General features: G+C 63.2%; 17 protein-coding genes and 1 pseudogene. 10 read left to right on the top strand and 8 right to left on the bottom strand.

The window, feature by feature from the left end:
* Positions 1–3: 3 nt before the first annotated feature.
* On the bottom strand, positions 4–906 hold the full coding sequence (locus tag ACMGE0_RS28260) for a sugar phosphate isomerase/epimerase family protein (protein ID WP_436819213.1): 903 nt from the start codon (positions 904–906) through the stop codon (positions 4–6).
* Between the two features lie 11 nt (positions 907–917).
* Positions 918–1952 (bottom strand): Gfo/Idh/MocA family protein, encoded by a 1035-nt coding sequence (locus ACMGE0_RS28255; RefSeq protein ID WP_436819265.1) that lies wholly within the window; start codon positions 1950–1952, stop codon positions 918–920.
* Between the two features lie 129 nt (positions 1953–2081).
* On the opposite strand from ACMGE0_RS28255, the gene ACMGE0_RS28250 reads away from it, so the two are divergent.
* Positions 2082–3098 (top strand): LacI family DNA-binding transcriptional regulator, encoded by a 1017-nt coding sequence (locus ACMGE0_RS28250; RefSeq protein WP_436819212.1) that lies wholly within the window; start codon positions 2082–2084, stop codon positions 3096–3098.
* Here ACMGE0_RS28250 and ACMGE0_RS28245 read toward each other — a convergent pair.
* Both ACMGE0_RS28245 and traA read right to left on the bottom strand, forming a co-directional pair.
* On the bottom strand, positions 3035–3373 hold the full coding sequence (locus tag ACMGE0_RS28245; RefSeq protein ID WP_436819264.1) for a zeta toxin family protein: 339 nt from the start codon (positions 3371–3373) through the stop codon (positions 3035–3037). The two genes, ACMGE0_RS28250 and ACMGE0_RS28245, sit on opposite strands and share 64 nt — an antisense overlap.
* A gap of 27 nt (positions 3374–3400) precedes the next feature.
* Positions 3401–7953 (bottom strand): annotated as a pseudogene (traA, locus tag ACMGE0_RS28240) (Ti-type conjugative transfer relaxase TraA); the annotation flags it as partial.
* A 204-nt stretch (positions 7954–8157) separates the two neighbouring features.
* On the opposite strand from traA, the gene ACMGE0_RS28235 reads away from it, so the two are divergent.
* From ACMGE0_RS28235 to traG, 3 genes are read left to right on the top strand one after another with little or no spacing between them, the layout of a single operon-like run.
* Entirely contained in the window at positions 8158–8397 is a 240-nt protein-coding gene (locus ACMGE0_RS28235) for a TraC family protein (RefSeq protein ID WP_436819211.1), read from the top strand.
* Between the two features lie 49 nt (positions 8398–8446).
* The gene (gene traD, locus ACMGE0_RS28230; protein ID WP_436819210.1) at positions 8447–8701 is read left to right on the top strand and encodes a conjugal transfer protein TraD; all 255 of its coding nucleotides are present in this window, start codon (positions 8447–8449) and stop codon (positions 8699–8701) included.
* Positions 8679–10595: a Ti-type conjugative transfer system protein TraG gene (traG, locus tag ACMGE0_RS28225; protein ID WP_436819209.1), complete on the top strand. Its 1917-nt coding sequence runs from the start codon at positions 8679–8681 to the stop codon at positions 10593–10595. Before traD ends, traG begins: the two co-directional genes overlap by 23 nt.
* A 102-nt stretch (positions 10596–10697) precedes the next feature.
* On the opposite strand, the gene ACMGE0_RS28220 is transcribed toward traG, so the two are convergent.
* Positions 10698–10841: a hypothetical protein gene (locus ACMGE0_RS28220; protein ID WP_436819208.1), complete on the bottom strand. Its 144-nt coding sequence runs from the start codon at positions 10839–10841 to the stop codon at positions 10698–10700.
* 368 nt (positions 10842–11209) lie between these two features.
* Here ACMGE0_RS28220 and ACMGE0_RS28215 point away from each other — a divergent pair, with 368 nt between their 5' ends.
* Entirely contained in the window at positions 11210–11827 is a 618-nt protein-coding gene (locus tag ACMGE0_RS28215; protein ID WP_436819207.1) for a helix-turn-helix domain-containing protein, read from the top strand.
* Positions 11827–12489, top strand: a complete 663-nt coding sequence (locus tag ACMGE0_RS28210) for an RES family NAD+ phosphorylase (RefSeq protein WP_436819206.1) — start codon at positions 11827–11829, stop codon at positions 12487–12489. The genes ACMGE0_RS28215 and ACMGE0_RS28210 overlap by 1 nt, the downstream gene beginning before the upstream one ends.
* A gap of 68 nt (positions 12490–12557) precedes the next feature.
* On the opposite strand, the gene ACMGE0_RS28205 is transcribed toward ACMGE0_RS28210, so the two are convergent.
* On the bottom strand, positions 12558–12854 hold the full coding sequence (locus ACMGE0_RS28205; protein WP_436819205.1) for a hypothetical protein: 297 nt from the start codon (positions 12852–12854) through the stop codon (positions 12558–12560).
* A 208-nt stretch (positions 12855–13062) separates the two neighbouring features.
* Here ACMGE0_RS28205 and ACMGE0_RS28200 point away from each other — a divergent pair, with 208 nt between their 5' ends.
* The 4 genes from ACMGE0_RS28200 to ACMGE0_RS28185 all read left to right on the top strand — a co-directional run bounded on the left by ACMGE0_RS28200 (position 13063) and on the right by ACMGE0_RS28185 (position 16134).
* Positions 13063–13464 (top strand): hypothetical protein, encoded by a 402-nt coding sequence (locus ACMGE0_RS28200; RefSeq protein ID WP_436819204.1) that lies wholly within the window; start codon positions 13063–13065, stop codon positions 13462–13464.
* Between the two features lie 28 nt (positions 13465–13492).
* Entirely contained in the window at positions 13493–14692 is a 1200-nt protein-coding gene (locus ACMGE0_RS28195; RefSeq protein WP_436819203.1) for a DUF1173 domain-containing protein, read from the top strand.
* Positions 14693–15352: 660 nt separating this feature from the next.
* Complete coding sequence (locus ACMGE0_RS28190; protein WP_436819202.1) at positions 15353–15766, top strand: WGR domain-containing protein; 414 nt, start codon at positions 15353–15355, stop codon at positions 15764–15766.
* Positions 15767–15855: 89 nt separating this feature from the next.
* Entirely contained in the window at positions 15856–16134 is a 279-nt protein-coding gene (locus ACMGE0_RS28185) for an HU family DNA-binding protein (RefSeq protein ID WP_436819201.1), read from the top strand.
* A 429-nt stretch (positions 16135–16563) separates the two neighbouring features.
* Here ACMGE0_RS28185 and ACMGE0_RS28180 read toward each other — a convergent pair whose 3' ends face one another.
* Complete coding sequence (locus tag ACMGE0_RS28180; RefSeq protein ID WP_436819200.1) at positions 16564–16824, bottom strand: type II toxin-antitoxin system prevent-host-death family antitoxin; 261 nt, start codon at positions 16822–16824, stop codon at positions 16564–16566.
* A 207-nt stretch (positions 16825–17031) separates the two neighbouring features.
* Positions 17032–17226, bottom strand: a complete 195-nt coding sequence (locus ACMGE0_RS28175; RefSeq protein ID WP_436819199.1) for a hypothetical protein — start codon at positions 17224–17226, stop codon at positions 17032–17034.
* Positions 17227–17238: the final 12 nt, after the last annotated feature.

The following is a 17238-nucleotide window of genomic DNA, read 5'->3' as shown; positions in this document are numbered from 1 at the left end:
ACGTCAGACGGGATCGGTGACGAAATCGCCGCCCCGGCACGACTTCAGATAATTCAATGCGTGAACTTGACCGGTCATTTCGAGGTCGTCGCGATAAACGGGATCGTGCCATCCCTCGATGTCGATCGAGCCCGACCAGCCCGCGAGGCGAAGTTCGGAAATGACGTCCGTCCAGTTCGTGTCGCCGAAGCCCGGCGTGCGCATGAAGACGAAGGGATGCTTGCCGAAAACCCCGTGCTCGCGGATGACATCCCAGCGGATCGTCGCATCCTTGCCGTGCACGTGAAAGATCTTCGAGGTCCATTTACGGATCTGCGGCAGCGGCTCGATCAGATAGACCATCTGATGGCATGGCTCCCATTCAAGGCCGATATGGTCGTCCGGCGTCTCGTTGAAGATCAGCTCCCAGGCATCCGGATTGTGGGCAATATTCCAGTCGCCGGTCTGCCAGTTGCCGTCCATGGCGCAGTTCTCGAAGGCGATCCTGACGCCTCTGTCGGCCGCCCGCTTGGCCAGCTCGCTCCAGATCTGCCGGTAGCGCGGCAGGCTCTCGGGGATCGGACGTCCCCGCAGCCTTCCGGTAAAGCCGGCGACGCAGGTGGCACCAAAATGATGGGCATTGTCGATGCAATCCTTCCAGCCCTGGAGCGTCTGGAGATCGATCTCGGTTTCTTCCAGCGGATTGCCGAACATGCCGATCGCCTGGATGGTGATGTCGCGGTCGCCGATCGCTTCACGGCAGCGCTTGCCGAGCTCGGCCAGATCCTGGCCGTTCGTCGTCTGCCAGAAGAAAGGCTGAAAGCTTTCAAAACCCATGCCGGCAATCTGGGCGATACGCTCGGCCGCGCCGCCCTTGGTGGCGCGAATCATGGTGCCGATGCGGACAGACTTGGCGGGGTTGCTCATGTGCTCGATCCTCATGCTTCAATGGCGACGGGTTGGCCGGTGCGCGCGCTTTCGATAGCGCCGAACACCATGGCCAGACTTTTGATATTGTCGAAGCCCGCCGTTTCGGGCGGGCGACCAGATCGGATCGCATTCAGGAAATCGGCGATCACGCTCGCATGGCCGTGTGTCTCCGCCTCGCGGGGCGCCGGCGGCACGTCGATCGGCCGGTAGCCGCGCAACAGCCCTTCCTCTTCGCCGGCAACCGCCGCGTCGAAGGCCTCCTCGCCGTCCCAGGTCAGCATGCCTTTCGAGCCCACCAGCCGCCAGGCGCTTTCCCAACTCGTGCGGCGCCCTTCCGCGCACCAGGAGCCGCGATAGGTGAAAGCCACGTCATCGGAAAGTTTGAAAACCGCGTTCGCCGATGCGCCATGAGCATACCAGGAGCCGGCGGGGTTCGTTTCAAGGCAGTATACCGACAGCGGGCGCTTTCCGCTGACGAAACGGGCTGCGTCAAACGTGTGGATGGCCATGTCGAGTAGCAGCACGTTGTCCATCTTTTCGCGGAAGCCGCCGAAATGCGGAGCGATGAAGAAGTCGCAATGAACACCAGTCAGCTCGCCGATCGCGCCGCTCTCGACGAGGCGACGCATCCGGCGGATGCCGGAAATAAAACGGCGGTTCTGCACCACCGCGTGAATCCGTCCTGCCGCTTCCGCCAAGGCGACAAGATCCCTCGCCTCGTCGAGCGACGTGGCCATCGGCTTCTCGCTGAGCACATGACAACCGTGTTTGAGGCCCGAAGCGACGACAGCCTTGCGGGCAACGGGCACAACCACGTCGAACAGGAGATCGGCCTGGGTCTCTCGCAGCACATGGTCGAGATCGATATCGATTATTACCTCGGTCAAATCGAAGGCCTCGGCGAGCTGGCGCGCAACTCCGGCATCGAGATCGACCAGTCCAACGATCTCTATAGTCTCGGCGAGGCTTGGCGTCGTCTTCAACGCCCGCACCCAGCCATGTGCCATGGCTCCGCATCCGCATAGAACGGCCTTCAATGTCACGATCACCTCCTCGCTGACGGTCCGACGCTCCTTCATCGATTTCCGTAAACGTTTACGATCCTATTTACAGGTCATGTTCTTTGTCAATAGGATTTCCGAAAACGATTACGGTCTGATAGGACGGAGCTGATGAAGGGCATTCGGCGGCTGGCAGAACATCTCGATATTTCGATCGGCACGGTCTCGCGCGCCTTGAACGGCAAGCCGGACGTGAACGAAGAAACGCGCCGCCGCGTCCTCGAAGCCGCTGAGCGCCTCGGCTATGTCGCAAACCAGTCCGGACGGGCGCTGCGCAAGGGCTCGACCGGGGTGATCGGCTTCATGATGCAGACCGGCCGAGAAATCACCGGCCAAGGCGATATCTTCTTCATGAGCGTTTTCGATGGGGTGCAGACGGTACTGGCCCGCCACAAGCTCGATCTTGTCGCCCTCCTATGCTCTTCGGAGGAGGATCCGGACGATTATCTCAAACGGATGGTCGCGCGCGGTTTTGCCGACGGCATCATCCTGTCCGCGACGCGCCGCCACGATGCGCGTTTCGAGTTTCTGGCACGGCATAAAATCCCCTTCATCACGCTGGGGCGAAGCCTCACCGATGTCGGTCAGCCATGGATCGACCTGGATTTCGAAGGTATGGCCGAGATCTCGATCGAGCGCTTGGTACATGCCGGGCACAGCCGCATAGGTTTCGTCTGGCCGCACGGCGATCTCAATCTCGGCTATGTCTTTATCGAACGCTGCCGGGCATCCCTGGCACGACACGGCCTGACGCTGGCCGAGGAGTGCATTTTCCGCACCAATCCGAGTGAAGCCGGAGGTTATGCGGTCGCCCGGCAAATCAAGGACAGTGCTGAGCCGCTCACCGCCATCATCCTGGTCAACGAGACCCTGGTGACAGGTCTCTATCGCGGCCTTGAAGAGGTCGGCCTCCGGCCTGGTCGTGACATCGCCGTCATCGGCCGTCAAAGCCCGCAAGCCCGGTTTCTCTCACCGAGCCTCACGGGTTTTGAGCTTTCCCTCCGGGATCTCGGCATAGCGCTTGCCGAAAGCCTGCTCTCCACCATGCCGGTTTATGCCGACCTCTATCCCCATGCAATGCGCAGAATGCTTTGGCCGATGGCTTTGGTCGAGGGCGAGAGCGGATGAGGAGACCGTAGCCATGCACGCCATCGTGTCATGGAAGCCGCCGGCGTGCGGAAGTCGGAGGTCGCTGTCTGCCGGCGCCATCGCCCGATCGCGCCGGAGCTTTCGGCGGCAAGCCGCATCCACGCTGCCGCGCCGACCGCCAGCCTCTCCTCGAACCGATAGTGGCAACCCTGCCAGCTGACGCGGGGATCAACGGCAATCGCCCTTGCCTCGACCCGATATCCAGCCGCACGGCCCGCCGCGACGATCCGCTCCACATTGTCGGGTGTTCGCATCGTCGTTTCGAAGACGACGTTCACCCTGATTGTCTTGATCCGCCGCTCGCTTGCGATCGTGTGACCGATATCGGCGCTTACCGCCCTTTGTATTGTCCGCAGTCGTGGACGCATCGCCTCGAAGCCCGGCCGATGCGCGGCGGGCACGAGACTGATGACGCCGACCTCGTCGCGCCCGAGCGCGCCGCGTCCGAAGCGGGCGTCCAACGCCTTGCTGACGGCCGCGAACTCAGCCTTGATGGCAGGCGGAAGCGCGAGGACGGATTGGCCGAATGCCTTTGCGTCTTTTGGGTTCGCTCGCATCAATCGGTTCAGCTCCTTCTCCGCTTGATCGGACAACGCCGGCACAGCGATCGCCATGCGACCGCGCTCCACCTGGACGGCCTGCTTTTCATGGTCGAATGCCGTCGCGTAGGACTGCGCCGCCGATCGCGCCAGCCAGGCCTCATCCCGGGCGGATGTCAGCGCGGTCCGGCGCTCGGCGCCCACCCCGGTGAAGCGGTCCATCATCCGATCCGACCCCCGTAGCGCGCCGAACCGGCCCGGATCAGACGTCATCATCGTGGCAACCCGGTCGGGCATCTCGCCTGCCACATAATGCTCCTCGATGCGCGTCACGGCGACGGCCGGCTCGCGCCAGATCCGCACGGCGGTATCAGTGAGCGCTGCCCGCGCCGCCTGATAGTGCGGCACTGTCAGAGCGCGCCGCCGGGCCTCGTCGTTGACGGTGGCGGCGAAGTCGGTAATGGCCGCGATCATCGGCGGCCTCGCCGCCGTTTCCGCGCTGGGCCCGGCGGCCGACGGCAGAGCGATCTTCGACGGATCGCGCTCCTCGGCAAGATACTGTTCGAAGGCGAAGCGCTTGACCGCCTCGAAGCGAGCTTCGACCAACCGACGCTCATCCTCCGGCATATCCGGCATGCGCTCGGCGATCAGACGCTTCGTCCCATCGCTAGCCTTCTCCGTGAAGGCGTCATAGCCGAAACGCCGGCCGAGCGCCTCGGCCACCGCCTTGATCTCCCGAACGACGGAGAGGTCCTGCGCCGCAAGGCCGAACGCCTCTTTATAGGCGGCTTGACCGCCGCCGGCGCGGATTGCCTCGACCTCGGAGAGCCGCGCCGTGGCCTTTTCGGATAGGGCCGGAATGCCGACCGCCATGGCGGCGCGGCGCCGCTCCTCGCGTGCAACCGCATGGCCGTGCCCCGTCCTGAAGGCGGTCGCATGGGCGCGCGCGACGGCGACGAGGTCTCGCACCGCCTCCATTGGCGTCGCTTTGCCTCTGAGCGCCCCGAGCTGCTCCGGGCTCCGGGAGAGATCTTCCGCCAACGCACGCGGATCGGCGCTCGGTTGGGAGGCTCGCCGGCTGAGCTCGGCAAGTGCGGCGGCGGGATCGGAGTAGACGCGCTCGAGCACCGGCATGATCACCGCTTCGCGCTCGCGGGTCCGCGGCAGGTCGAGCTGCGCGATGCGGGCGCTTTCGTCCACGGACTTCTCGAAACTCATGGTCGGCGGCAGCAGGAACGACCTCCCTTCGCTCGGTTCGGTGATGATGTCTGGCCTTGAATCCGCGACAGTCTCGACCGGCGCCGTGCGGCCGGTAGACCGGCCCATAGCTGCGCCGGCGCGCTCCCACAGCTGCGCCAGACGTGCCCGCTGCTTTGCGATCCACGCGACCTGCCGTTCGATGGTCTCCTCAAGCCCATTGCCGATGTCGACGAACCGGTCGATGCCGCGGCGGGCCGCGAAGTCTCGGGCCTGCTCGCGGTAGCCTGCCTCGCTCTCGAAATCGAGCGTCGTCGTCTTGGCTCCGGAGCGCCCAAGCCGCTCCACGACTTCCTTGAAGACGGCCGGATGCTCGACAGTCGCCGTTGCCTCGTCGATCTCGACTGCAGGTGCAGCTTCGACGAGAACGGCGCTCCAGACGTTGCGCTGGACCTCGCGTTCCTCGAAGCGTTTGACACCTGTTTCATCGTCGATCACCGGGATGACTTTGATCACCGTCTCGGTGCCGTCCTTCGTCAGAGTGATGACATCGCCTTCGTTCACCTGCGCCTTTTCCAAAGCGTCGGGAATGCTGACGCCCCAGAGACGATGCGTGCGGCCATCATCGGTTCGAAGATCGGCGTAAGGTGTCGGGTCGGCATCTTCGTCATCGGGCCGGAAGAGCGCCTCGCCCGTCTCGACCAGGACACCGGTCACACCAGCGGCGTGATCCGGCCTTTTGCCGTAGCCAGCGGCGATATCCGGCCGCGGCTCGAAATCCTCCTGCGCCGCATAGAGGTCGGCGCGCTCGCGGTGCCGCGACATCGCCACGTAAGTCAGATGCTGGTCCATTCCGCCGGTGGCAAGGACGAACGTGCGATCGACCGTCGAGCCCTGGGACTTGTGGATCGTCGCGGCATAGCCGTGGTCGACATTGCGATAGGTGTCGGCACTAAAGACGACGTCGCGCCCCGCGTCGAGCCGCACGCTCAGCAACGTTTCGCCGCGCCGGTCGGTTGTCTCGGTCACCGTGCCGAGCATGCCGTTCCTGACGTGCTGGACGCCGACATGTTCGGCGCGCGGCTCCGCGAACCTGGCGTTTTCAAGGAAGATGATGCGGTCGCCGACGGCAAACTCGCGATCGCCGCGCTCGGTCGCAACCTTGCGGGCCCGGCTCAGCTCGCCGCGCGCCGTCATCACCGAGCGGATCGCATCGTTCAACGATTTCACGTCGGCATTGGTATGCGCCAGCACAAGAAGCGCATCGCCGCGAACCGGTTGATCAGCATCGGCCGCCTTCGCTAGTGCGTCGTCCCAGGCCTGTGCCCAATCCGCGACAATGCGATTGACCGCGGCGGTCCGTGTGTCGGTCTCGACGATGTGACCGCGTTCGCTATAGGCGGTGAGCGCGGTCGCGACCTTGCCACGCGCGAACGCCCGCGAAGCATCGCGCGCCCACTCTTCTTTCTGGCGTCGTACGCCGACCAGTTCGGCGTATCCAACACGGTCGGTGATGGCGCGGAATGCCGCGCCCGCCTGGATCGGCTGGAGCTGCATCGCGTCGCCGACGAGAACGACTTTCGCCCTTGCCTCCTCCGCGATCTTGAGGATCCGCGCCATTTGCTCGGACGCGATCATGCCGGCTTCGTCGATCACGAGAATATCGCCGCGCTGCAGCTGATCGCGCCCATTCGCCCATGCGAGTTCCAACGAGGCGAGCGTGCGCGAGGCTATGCCTGAACTGTCCTCGATCGCCTCAGCCGCCTTGCCAGCAAGTGCCGCACCGACGACGCGGCGGCCGTCCGCTTTCCAGGCGAGATTGGCAGCGGCGAGCAACGTCGATTTGCCAGCACCGGCAAGCCCGACCACCGCGGCGATTGCTTTGTCGCCGGTAACATGACGAACCGCATCGACTTGCTCCTGGTCGAGGCGGAAAGGCCGCTCCACATCAGCAGTTTCGACTACGGCGATCGCAACCGAAACCGTCTTTGCCGCGACGCCATAGCCGCGACGCTTCGACAATGTGAGCGCGGATTGGCCCATCTCGTATTCGGTGCGGAGCATCGCCCGCGTCGTGTAAATCGCCGGCTCCTCAGCGTCCGCAGCCTGCCCCTTCCTGGTGGCAGGCCTGAGTGTCACGAGGTCGTTGGAGGCCATGATCGCGGCGCGGATATTGGCAAACATCGCCGGATCGTCGACGACACGATGCAGCGCGCGGGCAATGTCGCGTTCGTCGAAGGTCGACCGCTCGCGGCTGAGCTGCTTCAGAAGAAGGCCGGGATCGGCGGTCAGGCGGTCTGCGGCGGCGAACCGGCGTGCGAGATCGTTCGGCGCAAAATAGGATTCCAGCCCTTTTCGCGCCCGCGCCGCGCGCACCGGTCCAAGATGACGCTGCGCGAGACCGTCGAGGCCCTGCTCTTCGTATGACCGGCCGTCGAGCCGGATATCGAAACCAGCGATCGCCAGATGCCGGTTTGCCGTCTCCGCCCACGCGACCTTCCAGTTTTTCATCGTCTCCTTGTCGCCGGCCCAGAGACGGTAGACGATCTTGCCGTTCGGCCGGTCCGGCGTGACGAGCGGATCGGATTGCCGTCCTTGCCGAGCACTGGCACCTTCTTCGGCCCGAAACCATCCTCGGTGAGCGGCCGCAACGTGGTCATCAGGTGCACGTGAGGATTGTCGTCCTTGTCGTGATAGACCCAGTCGGCGACCATGCCGGCCGACGTGATGTTGTCGCGGACGAATTCCCTGACGAGCGCGATGTTTTCGGCGCGCGACAGTTCCTCGGGCAAAGCGAGGATCAGTTCGCGGGCAAGCTGGGCGTCGACACGCTCTTCGAAGCGGTCGACGGCATTCCACAATGCCTCGCTGGCGCCGGCGACTGAGCGGCCATCGATCGCCTTCCGCAGCCAGGCGGTTGTCTCGTCCGGAAACGCCAGCTCCTCATGCACCAGCTCGGACGCCCCGCCCTCGTAGCGGAACTCGGTGCCGGCCTGCTCGTCCATCATCTTCGTTCGATGGCGATAGGCGGCGGCGGACACGACGCTGCGGCCCGCTCCCCTGCTGATCACCTGTGCCCGAACGAACATGATCGCCATGGCCGCCGCCGCCCTCCAAAGCACGTCGCGCCAGCGACGTATATTGCGCCCCCTCAAACCGATCGGACCTTTGGGCCAATTCCGTTTTTGGGATGCGCCCTGCGGGCGCGGGACCGATGCGTAAGCCACAGGCTTGCGCCAACAGGCGTTTTTAATTATTCTATATAAGTCATTTAAAAATAGGCGAAAAGAAGGAGGATTTCCATGGATCAGCGAAATGGAAGCCGAAAATCAACGGTATCCGATATAGATGCCGAAATAGAGCGCCTGAGAGAAAGACGCAAAAAAGTCATTATGAAGGACCATGGACGTTTCGCACGCGCGGCCATCAAGGCGGGCCTCGGCGAACTCAACATCTCAGACGATGAGCTCGACGCCGCCTTCGAGAATATGGTGAAGACCTTTCGCGCCGGCCGGACTGTCGCTGATCGCGCGGCTGAGTAGGCGGATCGATCAGCGCATTGTCGAATTGGAACGGCGGCTGCGGCGGGACATGACAGAACGAAAGCGCGACACACGCGAGAAGATCGCCCTCGGCGGCCTGGTCGTCAAAGCGGGCCTGCGTTCGTCCAATCGCGCGTTTCTGCTGGGAGCGCTGATTGAAGCAAGCCACATCACGCCGGGGAGCGCCGCGTACAGCCGGCTCGCGGCCATCGGACGGAAATCGTTCGGGGCGGAGCCGCGACAGCCGACAAAAGGTGAAGAGGATCAGGAGAGGGAAGCTGATGAGAAAGATAAGACTGAGTGACCTCGCCCTGGCTTTGGTCCTCGTACCGTTTCTCGTCACAGGGCTGACGGTCGCCATAACGGTCGAGCGCTGGCCCGATGTGGCGGTGGGGCTACCGCCGAAATACGCCTACTGGTTCATGCGAGCCGCGCCCGTGCCCAATCTGATCTTCGGCCCGCTGGCCGGCCTGGTGACGGTTTTCGCGTTGCCGCTGCACCGGCGCCGGGTGGTCGCTATGGGGAACCTTTTGGCGTTCATGAGCGTCGCCGGTTTCTACGGTGTGCGGGAATTCGCGCGGTTGTCACCGCCCGCCGTCCAGGGCAGCATGCGCTGGACGGATGTGCTCTCCTATCTCGATGTCTTTGCCGTTGGCGGCGCTGTCGCCGGGTTCGTCGCCGTGGCAGTCTCGGCGCGCATCTCGTTTGCGGTGTCCGATCCATTCAAACGCGCCCGCAAGGCGACATTCGGCGATGCGGATTGGATGACGATGTCGGAAGCGGCGAAGGTGTTTCCGCCGGACGGCGAAATCGTCGTCGGCGAGCGGTACCGCGTCGACAAGGAGCCGGTTCGGGACATCCCCTTTGACCCTGGCGACCGGTCGACCTGGGGGCGCGGCGGCGCGGCACCGCTTCTCACCTACAAGCAGGATTTCGACTCAACCCATATGCTCTTCTTCGCCGGTTCCGGCGGCTACAAGACGACCAGTAACGTCATCCCGACGGCGCTGCGCTATTCCGGCCCGATGATCTGCCTTGATCCGTCGACCGAGGTGGCGCCGATGGTCCTTGAGCATCGCCGTTCGAAACTCGGCCGCGACTGCAAGGTGCTCGATCCGGCGAACCCGATTGCCGGTTTCAACGTTCTCGACTGGATCGAAAATTCGAAATCGAAGGAGGAGGATATTGTCGCGGCCGCCCATATGCTGCTGTCGGAAAGCGCCCGCTTTGAGAGTTCCACCGGATCCTATTTCCAAAACCAGGCTCATAACCTTCTGACGGGGCTGCTCGCGCATGTGATGCTCGCGCGCGAATATGCCGGCCGGCGAAACCTGCGCAGCCTGCGCCAGATCGTTTCCGAGCCTGAGCCCTCCGTGCTCGCGATGCTCCGCGAGGTCCAAGAGAACTCAGAGAGCGCGTTCATCCGTGAGACGCTCGGGGTCTTCACGAACATGACCGAGCAGACATTCAGCGGCGTTTATTCGACGGCGTCGAACGATACGCAGTGGCTGTCGCTCGACAACTACGCGGCGCTCGTCTGCGGCAGCGCTTTCCGTTCGAGCGACATCGTCACGAAGAACGTCGACGTCTTTCTCAATATTCCAGCGGCGATCCTGAGAAGCTATCCGGGCATCGGCCGGGTGATCATCGGCTCGCTGATCAACGCGATGACGCAGACCGATGGTACGTTCGCCCGTCGGGCATTGTTCATGCTCGACGAGGTCGACCTGCTCGGCTACATGCGTGTGCTCGAAGAGGCACGCGACCGCGGCCGCAAATACGGCATCTCGCTGATGCTCATGTACCAATCGGTCGGACAGCTTGAGAAGCATTTCGGACGGGACGGCGCGATGTCGTGGATCGACGGTTGCGCGTTCGCGAGCTATGCCGCGATCAAGGCGCTCGAGACGGCGCGCAACGTCTCGGCGCAATGCGGCGAGATGACGGTGGAGGTGGAGGGGCGCTCGCGCAATGTCGGCTGGTCGACATCGAACAGCGGGACGCGCAAATCGGAGAGCCTCAGCTACCAGCGCCGGCCGCTGATCATGCCGCACGAGATCACGCAGACGATGCGCAAGGACGAGCAGATCATCATCGTGCAGGGACATGGGCCGTTGCGCTGCGGGCGGGCGATCTATTTCCGGCGCAAGGACATGGCCGAGGCCGCGGATGCAAACCGTTTCGTCAGACCTTCCTGAACGGCCGATAGCGGTCGCGCACGTCTGAGGGCCGAAGGAAGTCGACGAGCGCGGCATATCCGAACGAGAAGGCGAGCATCGCGGCGCCGCTGAGCAGGAATATCAGAAGAGAAGTCCGTTTGGGGAATCGGGATGGAACCAGACGACGATAGAAATCGGCATCGACATGATCGCCGCGACGCCGCAGAGCATGACGACCGGGCGGAACATGTAGAGCACCCACCAAACGGCGGACCAGGCCACCATGAACACGAAATGGACCAGTATGAGGAGGAGATCGAATGGCAGCAGAACATCGCGACCGCGAACCTGACCGGCCCTGGGTGGGGGCGATAGGATCCCTCGCTTTGCGCAGTGTCTTCCGAACTTTCGATGCGCTCTTCCATGATCGTCGGTGCTCCGTGGGTCTCCTTAATGAGCTTCTTGCGGGGTTCGATTGGGCGCGGCAGGAAGGCCGTCATGCTGCCTTATGCTTCGACCCGGACCATTTCCCTTGTGAGGGTGCTGACAAGGCCGAAACAGAAAGCCCTCGCGCGAGACGGAATGTCAAGCGAAAGGTTGACTTTGTCGCATATCCATCCATACCTGTAACAGGTCAACCAAAGGAGGCCGCGATGAGCCGTTCCGCAACGCCGGGCCTGGTGCTCAATATCCAGGCCGCCCCCGATTCCGTGCAGGCGGCATTCCTGCGCCGTGCTATGTCGGCACTTGAGCGGATCGCCGCCAACGTGCCGGCGAAGGCACTCACCGATGCACTGGCGGCGCCGACCGATGCCGGCTCGCTCGCTCAGTTGCTCAGCCATTCCGATATGGTCGGTTCGGCGGTGATCGAACTCGATCCTCTCGTTCCGGCGCTTGCGCGCAATGTCGAGCATCGCCAGCAGCTGATCGAGCGTGCCGGCGGCGCCCTGTCGGCGGAAGAGGCCGGCAAGGTGCTCGGCATCACAAGACAAGCCGTCGACAAGCGCCGGCGTGCCGGCGCGATCCTTGCGGTCCGCGAGGGCAGCGACTGGCGCTATCCGGCCTGCCAGTTCGCCGACGGCGAAGTGGCCGCCGGGGTCAGTGATGTCGTGCGTGGCTTCGAAGGCTCCAGCCCATGGGTCGCCCTCGACTTCCTTCTGGCGCCCGATGCCGCGCTGGCCGGCCGGTCGCCCTTGGACGCGCTGCGCGGCGGCGACAGGGAGGATGTGCGCCGCCTGATCCGGGCTGAGAACACGGACGGTTTTGCCTGATGACTGTGCCGCACCGGGGCCCATCGGGCGCGGCGCCGCCACCGTCCGACTGGCTCGTGTCGGCAAGCCTGCCGATCGACGAGGTTCCGGCAGGCCATAGCCTGCAACGTGTGCATCGCTCGGCAGTGGATCCGGTCTTCTTCGGCCCAGGTCCGGGCAATCCGCCGACAAACCGCTTTGACAGCGCTGACGGTCATTTCGGGGTTCTCTATGTGGGGATGAGCCGCAGGGCAGCGCTGGCCGAAACCATCCTGCGCAATCCGCGGCGGTTGATGGTGGCGATGAACGACATCACCAGCCGCTCGGTGAGCGAGCTTACCTGCGAACGCCCGCTGCGCCTTGTGCGGATGTATGGATCGGGCCTGCAGGCGCTCGGCACCGATAACGCGGTCCCGACCGGCCCTTATGCGCCATGCGGCCTCTGGGGCGATACGCTCTTTGCGCATCGCGACCGGCCGGACGGCATTGCTTACCAGTCACGCCATGACTCCGGCGAGATCTGCCTTGCGCTCTTCGAGCGCGACGACATGGCGATTGCCGTTCGAGCGGCCACGCGACTTTCGGCGATTCTCGGAGAGGTCGCGGCGATGCTGGACGGATATGGGAAATCACTGTCGCCGGGCGCTTCGGGTGAGCCGATCGACAAAGGAGGCGTTGTTTGACGAAGATTGCCGATCGAACCGGGCGTAAGAAGGCCGGGAAGCACCCCTCCCCGGCCTCGACGGCGCTGTCACCGCGTCTCTGCCTCCATGAGGATCTCGAAGAGGGCATCTTGTGCCTTCACGGCCTCGTCGCGCTCCGCCAGCAGCGCCGCAAGCTCGGCCTCCAGCTCCGCACGCTCTTCGGTCGAGAAGAGGCAGGCGTTGAGCTCAGCGCGCAGTTCGTTGATGTGATCGATGATGGTCATGATGATCGTCTCCTTCTTGATGACGTCGACCGGCGGCACGCGCAGGAGGACCGGGTCAAGGAGCGCAGAGCGACCGGCGGAGCCGGCGAATGGGGCAACCGATTTTCTGCCGGCGCCCATGGGGCGTCGGCAGAAAATCGGGGGCACCGTTCGTCCTTGAGGCGGGCCGAGAAGCTGTATGATCGGACGTCATTGAGAGAGGAGAACCGCGGACCCGTAGGGGCCGCGACCGCATGCCGGCGGCAGCCGGCCAGTCAGCCTCCCGGCAGGCGATCTAGCGCCCTACCGGTAGGTGTCCCACTCACAAGGGAAAAGAAAGGAAACGCGCATGCGGCATTGGCGAAGACCGTACTATTCGCTGCTCGGACCGCTGATGGTCTGGACAGCCTTTGTCATCATCATGGCGATCCTTGGCGGCGGTACGATTGCGGCCGCCGGCGAGCTTTCGCCGCTGACCGACGCGCTGCTAAGGACCGTCGCGCTCTTCTGCGTCATCGTGCTTGCCCCGCTCGCCGCGCTCGCGGAGATCGCGCCGCCGTTCGTGACGCGCGCCGAAGTGAACTGGCGGAACCGAAACAGCGAGCAGCTTTTCGTCGGCGATGTCGGATGGGAGGACGTGCCGTTTCTTCCACCTGTCCTGAACAGGATCCGCTCCACTATCGGCAAGCGCAGAGACGAGCCGGAGAGAGAAGGCGAGACCTCTCCTCAGGCGAAGCCATCCATCGCGTGACAACCAGAACGCCTGTAAGGGGGCGGCGATGACGCGACGTGTTCGTATCGACGGGAAGGATCTGGGTGTCGATGCCGCGGACTTCCAGGCGCGGTTGGCGAGCGCCTTTTTCCGCCGCGAGCATCCGTTGTGCCTGTGCTGCGCTAAGGGCGTGGCGATGTATATCGCCCGCTTTGAGAACCGGCATATCCTCAAGCGCATGCCGGGGACCGGTCCACAGCACGACCAGGATTGCGACTCCTACGAGCCGCCTTACGAGCTCTCCGGTCTCGGTCATTTGGGCGACGGAGTGATCCAGGAAAACACCAAGGATGGCACGACCAATCTGAAGCTCGATTTCAGCCTCTCGAAGACTGCAGATCGGGCCGCGCCGACACCTGGCGATGCCTCCGAGCCGGGTGAGGTGCGGACCGAAGGCGGAAAGCTGTCGATGCGCGGGCTCCTTCACTATTTGTGGGACCAGGCACAGGTCAATCGCTGGCGTCCGGCAATGGCGAGGAAAAGGAACTGGGCGGTAATCCGCAAATTCCTGATCGAGGCAGCGACCGGCAAGGCCACCAGGAAAAAGCCGCTTTCCGACGTCCTCTATATCCCCGAGATGTTCAATTCGGAGCGCGAGGCTGAGATTGTCGAGCGCCGGACCGCGTTTATCAATCGCGTCCTTCGCTCAGGCGGCAAGAGCCGGCCGCTGGCGGTGCTGATCGGCGAGGTCAAGGAATTCGAGGCGGCCCGCTTCGGCCACCGCATGGTGGTAAGGCATGCGCCGAAATATCCGTTCATGCTGGCCGAAGATGCGCATCGGCGCATGACCTCACGCTTCGCAGCGGAGCTTGCACTCTGGAACGCGAATACTGACGCCCATCTCGTCGCGATCGCCACGTTCGGGCTCGACCTTGCCGGCATTGCCGCGATTGACGCGATCAGCCTGATGGTCGTCGATGAAAACTGGCTCCCCGTCGAAACGATCGAGGACGTCGAATTGCTGGCCGCGTTGACCCGACGTGGCGCGAGCTTCGTCAAAACGCTTCGATACAACCTTCCGTCATCCGAGCCGCTTGCCACCGTCGTGCTGCGGCAACAGGATGCGCAACCGATCGCTCTCTACGTGGTACCGCCTGAAGCGGACTCCAAAGTTCGCGCTACAATCGACGCCGTCATCGCTGGAAGCAGCGTTGCGGCTTGGATCTGGGACGCGGGAAAAGGTGCCATGCCCGAGCTGCCGCGATGATACCGGCAAATCGCGGCGCGGCATGTCTTGGCAAGACCGGCACGAGCCGAGCCATGCGGAACGGCAACGTCGACGCCGCCTTGCAGTGACGTTCCTCTCGCGATCGAGAACTCGCGTTTCACCTGAACCTCCCTGGTCAGATCGATGGTCATCTCATCGAGCTTTTCGAGACCCCTGTAATGAAGATCGCGAGCGAATTGCGTGTTGCAATAGTAGCAGTTGAGAAGCACCTTTCCGCGAATGCGCTCGACTGAATGGATGAGTGCAACTGGATTGAAATCAGTCATAATTGTCTCCTTTCGTTCTGACGAAAGGGATCCCCGCTGTAGGCCAGAGGGGGCAAGGACCGCGTTAGCGGCCGCTTGACGGCGAGCGGGGGAGCCGGTTTTCTGACGGCGCCCTTCAGGGTACCGACTGAAAATTGGAGAAGCGCGGTGTCTTTGACGCCCGGATGGGCTGGCGTAGAATGGAAAATCAGAAGAAGAGACCCACGGTCTGCCAGGGCCGCGTCCGCTTCCGGCGATCAGCCGGCGCCTCGCCTGATCTGCGAGGAACAGCGTCTCCGCGATTGCGCGTCCGGTGCGGCTGGGCCGCAGGAGGATCGTCACCCGCTTGCGGATTTGGTGAGCGCCTCTGGCGCGAATAAAGCGGCCCGCCCAAATGTTTGAATCGCCACAGTCATACTTCACCGATATGAATCGATTGTCGACGGCCGATTCAAATCTCTCGTTGGACCTTTGCGCGAGCGCAGGTGATCCCGCGGGCATGATCGCACAACCCTATCAGCTTTACGTCGAACGTACCGACCCCGCTCGCAACATGGCGCGGTACTCCACCATGTCAATCGACGAGACCTTGTTCGGAGACGTCTGCCTGACACGGCGATGGGGTCGGATCGGCGCACGCGGTCGGACCATGCACCATCATTTCGAGCGGGAAGAGGATGCGGTTGTACAGTTTCTCGACGTTCTACGCCAGAGACAACGGCGTGGTTATCGTCCAAGAATGGCAAGAACGCAGCCGGCCCGGGAGGCTGATCACGTTCCGCAACTCCGGGAACCCCACATTTTCTAGGGGATTTTGCTGTGCTGACGCAAACGGACGCTTTCACGATGCGCTGTCGCGTGCCAGTGAGACTCTGAAACAACAACGGAGCCATGTCCATGCCAACAGCAATCGAAATCGCCGATAAGATCGCAGCCGATCAGAACCTCACCAAGACACAGGCCAAGACTATCGTCGACCAGGTCTTCAAGGCGATCGCCGACGCTGCGGCCGGCGGCGCCGAGACCAACATTCCCGGTTTCGGAAAATTCAAGGTCAAGGAGACGGCCGAGCGCGAGGGCCGCAACCCCTCGACGGGTGCGACGATCAAAATCGCCGCCTCGAAGAAGCTCGCCTTCACGCCCGCCAAGGCGGTCAAGGACGCGCTGAACGGCTGATAGCGTCTCGACGGCCGGCTATCGAGTGCGGCTTACGCCTTTCAAGGCCTTTCGGCGGGCGACGAACTCACGCACCAGCGGGAGGAAGAAGGCCTTGCTGAAGCGGCCGATCGGCGGTTCCGGTTCGAGATAGAAGGACTGGCCGACGATGTCGGCGTTGTACTCGCCGAGAATGATCCACAGGCGCCGATCGCCATCGAGGCCGGCGCGGCGCTTTTCCGTAGCCGGGATCTCCGCAGCGAAGGCGCCGGGCGCCGGTTCTTTCGTGGTGATCGGAAAGAACAGGATGAGATCGCCGTCCCTGAGGGCGAGCCTGACGCCGATGGCGACTGGCCGGTTCTTGCGGCTCCCCGATTTCTCCGAGCGCCGCCTCTCACGCCCAGAGATAGGGATTGCGCACGACGCACCCGGTCTGGATGGCGTCCTAGCTCATGGCTTGGTGCCCTCGCCCTCGTTCGCGTAGCCCTCGACGGCTTCCTGAAATTCAGCGAACAGTGCGTCGGGCATTGTTTCGAGGGTGCCGGCGGAGCGCGGATCGGCACGTCTCTTCAAGCGCTCGTAATCCTCGATATTGAGGAGCACGAGATGCGGCTTGCTGCGCTGGGTGATGGTCACCGAATGGCGCGACGCCTCGGCGATGATGTCTCCCGACTTGCGATTGCTGGTCGAGTGGGCTTGACCATGGCGCACTCCTGTAATTGGCGTGGATGCTGCGATACAGTATCCACGCCATGCGCCGGCCGATCAATCCGTATTCCTGCGCCCGGGCACAGACGTTTATGCCATTCAAACCAGCCCGATCAGCGAGCTGGTCCATGGTTTTCACATTCTGGCCTCGACCTCGTAGCGCTGGCGGCGGGCTGGCCGCCGTGATAACTCGGCGGCTAGCGCCACAGCTCAGGGAAGATCAAGCTCGTCCGCGAGTCCCAGCTCTTTTAACCTTGCAGCATTATCGAAGCGGACGATTTCGAAATCATCGGACTTGTAGCTGAAACCGCCATTCCACACTTCGCCGAGCGCCGCCCAAGTCCCATCCGGCCAAACAACGATGTTGTCGGGGTGGTGTGGCGCGTGCGTGATGATGCTGTTCATGATCCGGCCTTT

The sequence above is a fragment of the Neorhizobium descurainiae genome, assembly GCF_051400715.1.
Classification (GTDB): Bacteria; Pseudomonadota; Alphaproteobacteria; order Rhizobiales; family Rhizobiaceae; genus Neorhizobium.
This window is presented reverse-complemented; position numbering and strand designations above follow the sequence as displayed.

Bases quoted from the DNA above. Each gene is read 5' to 3' on its own strand.
- traD (WP_436819210.1), top strand. From the start codon at position 8,447: ATGACAGAACGAAAGCGCGACACACGCGAGAAGATCGCCCTCGGCGGC.
- ACMGE0_RS28260 (WP_436819213.1), bottom strand. From the start codon at position 906: ATGAGCAACCCCGCCAAGTCTGTCCGCATCGGCACCATGATTCGCGCC.
- ACMGE0_RS28205 (WP_436819205.1), bottom strand. From the start codon at position 12,854: ATGGGCGCCGGCAGAAAATCGGTTGCCCCATTCGCCGGCTCCGCCGGT.
- ACMGE0_RS28200 (WP_436819204.1), top strand. From the start codon at position 13,063: ATGCGGCATTGGCGAAGACCGTACTATTCGCTGCTCGGACCGCTGATG.
- ACMGE0_RS28245 (WP_436819264.1), bottom strand. From the start codon at position 3,373: ATGCGAACACCCGACAATGTGGAGCGGATCGTCGCGGCGGGCCGTGCG.
- ACMGE0_RS28250 (WP_436819212.1), top strand. From the start codon at position 2,082: ATGAAGGGCATTCGGCGGCTGGCAGAACATCTCGATATTTCGATCGGC.
- ACMGE0_RS28220 (WP_436819208.1), bottom strand. From the start codon at position 10,841: ATGGTGGCCTGGTCCGCCGTTTGGTGGGTGCTCTACATGTTCCGCCCG.
- ACMGE0_RS28195 (WP_436819203.1), top strand. From the start codon at position 13,493: ATGACGCGACGTGTTCGTATCGACGGGAAGGATCTGGGTGTCGATGCC.
- ACMGE0_RS28175 (WP_436819199.1), bottom strand. From the start codon at position 17,226: ATGAACAGCATCATCACGCACGCGCCACACCACCCCGACAACATCGTT.
- traG (WP_436819209.1), top strand. From the start codon at position 8,679: ATGAGAAAGATAAGACTGAGTGACCTCGCCCTGGCTTTGGTCCTCGTA.
- ACMGE0_RS28235 (WP_436819211.1), top strand. From the start codon at position 8,158: ATGGATCAGCGAAATGGAAGCCGAAAATCAACGGTATCCGATATAGAT.
- ACMGE0_RS28215 (WP_436819207.1), top strand. From the start codon at position 11,210: ATGAGCCGTTCCGCAACGCCGGGCCTGGTGCTCAATATCCAGGCCGCC.
- ACMGE0_RS28190 (WP_436819202.1), top strand. From the start codon at position 15,353: ATGTTTGAATCGCCACAGTCATACTTCACCGATATGAATCGATTGTCG.
- ACMGE0_RS28210 (WP_436819206.1), top strand. From the start codon at position 11,827: ATGACTGTGCCGCACCGGGGCCCATCGGGCGCGGCGCCGCCACCGTCC.
- ACMGE0_RS28185 (WP_436819201.1), top strand. From the start codon at position 15,856: ATGCCAACAGCAATCGAAATCGCCGATAAGATCGCAGCCGATCAGAAC.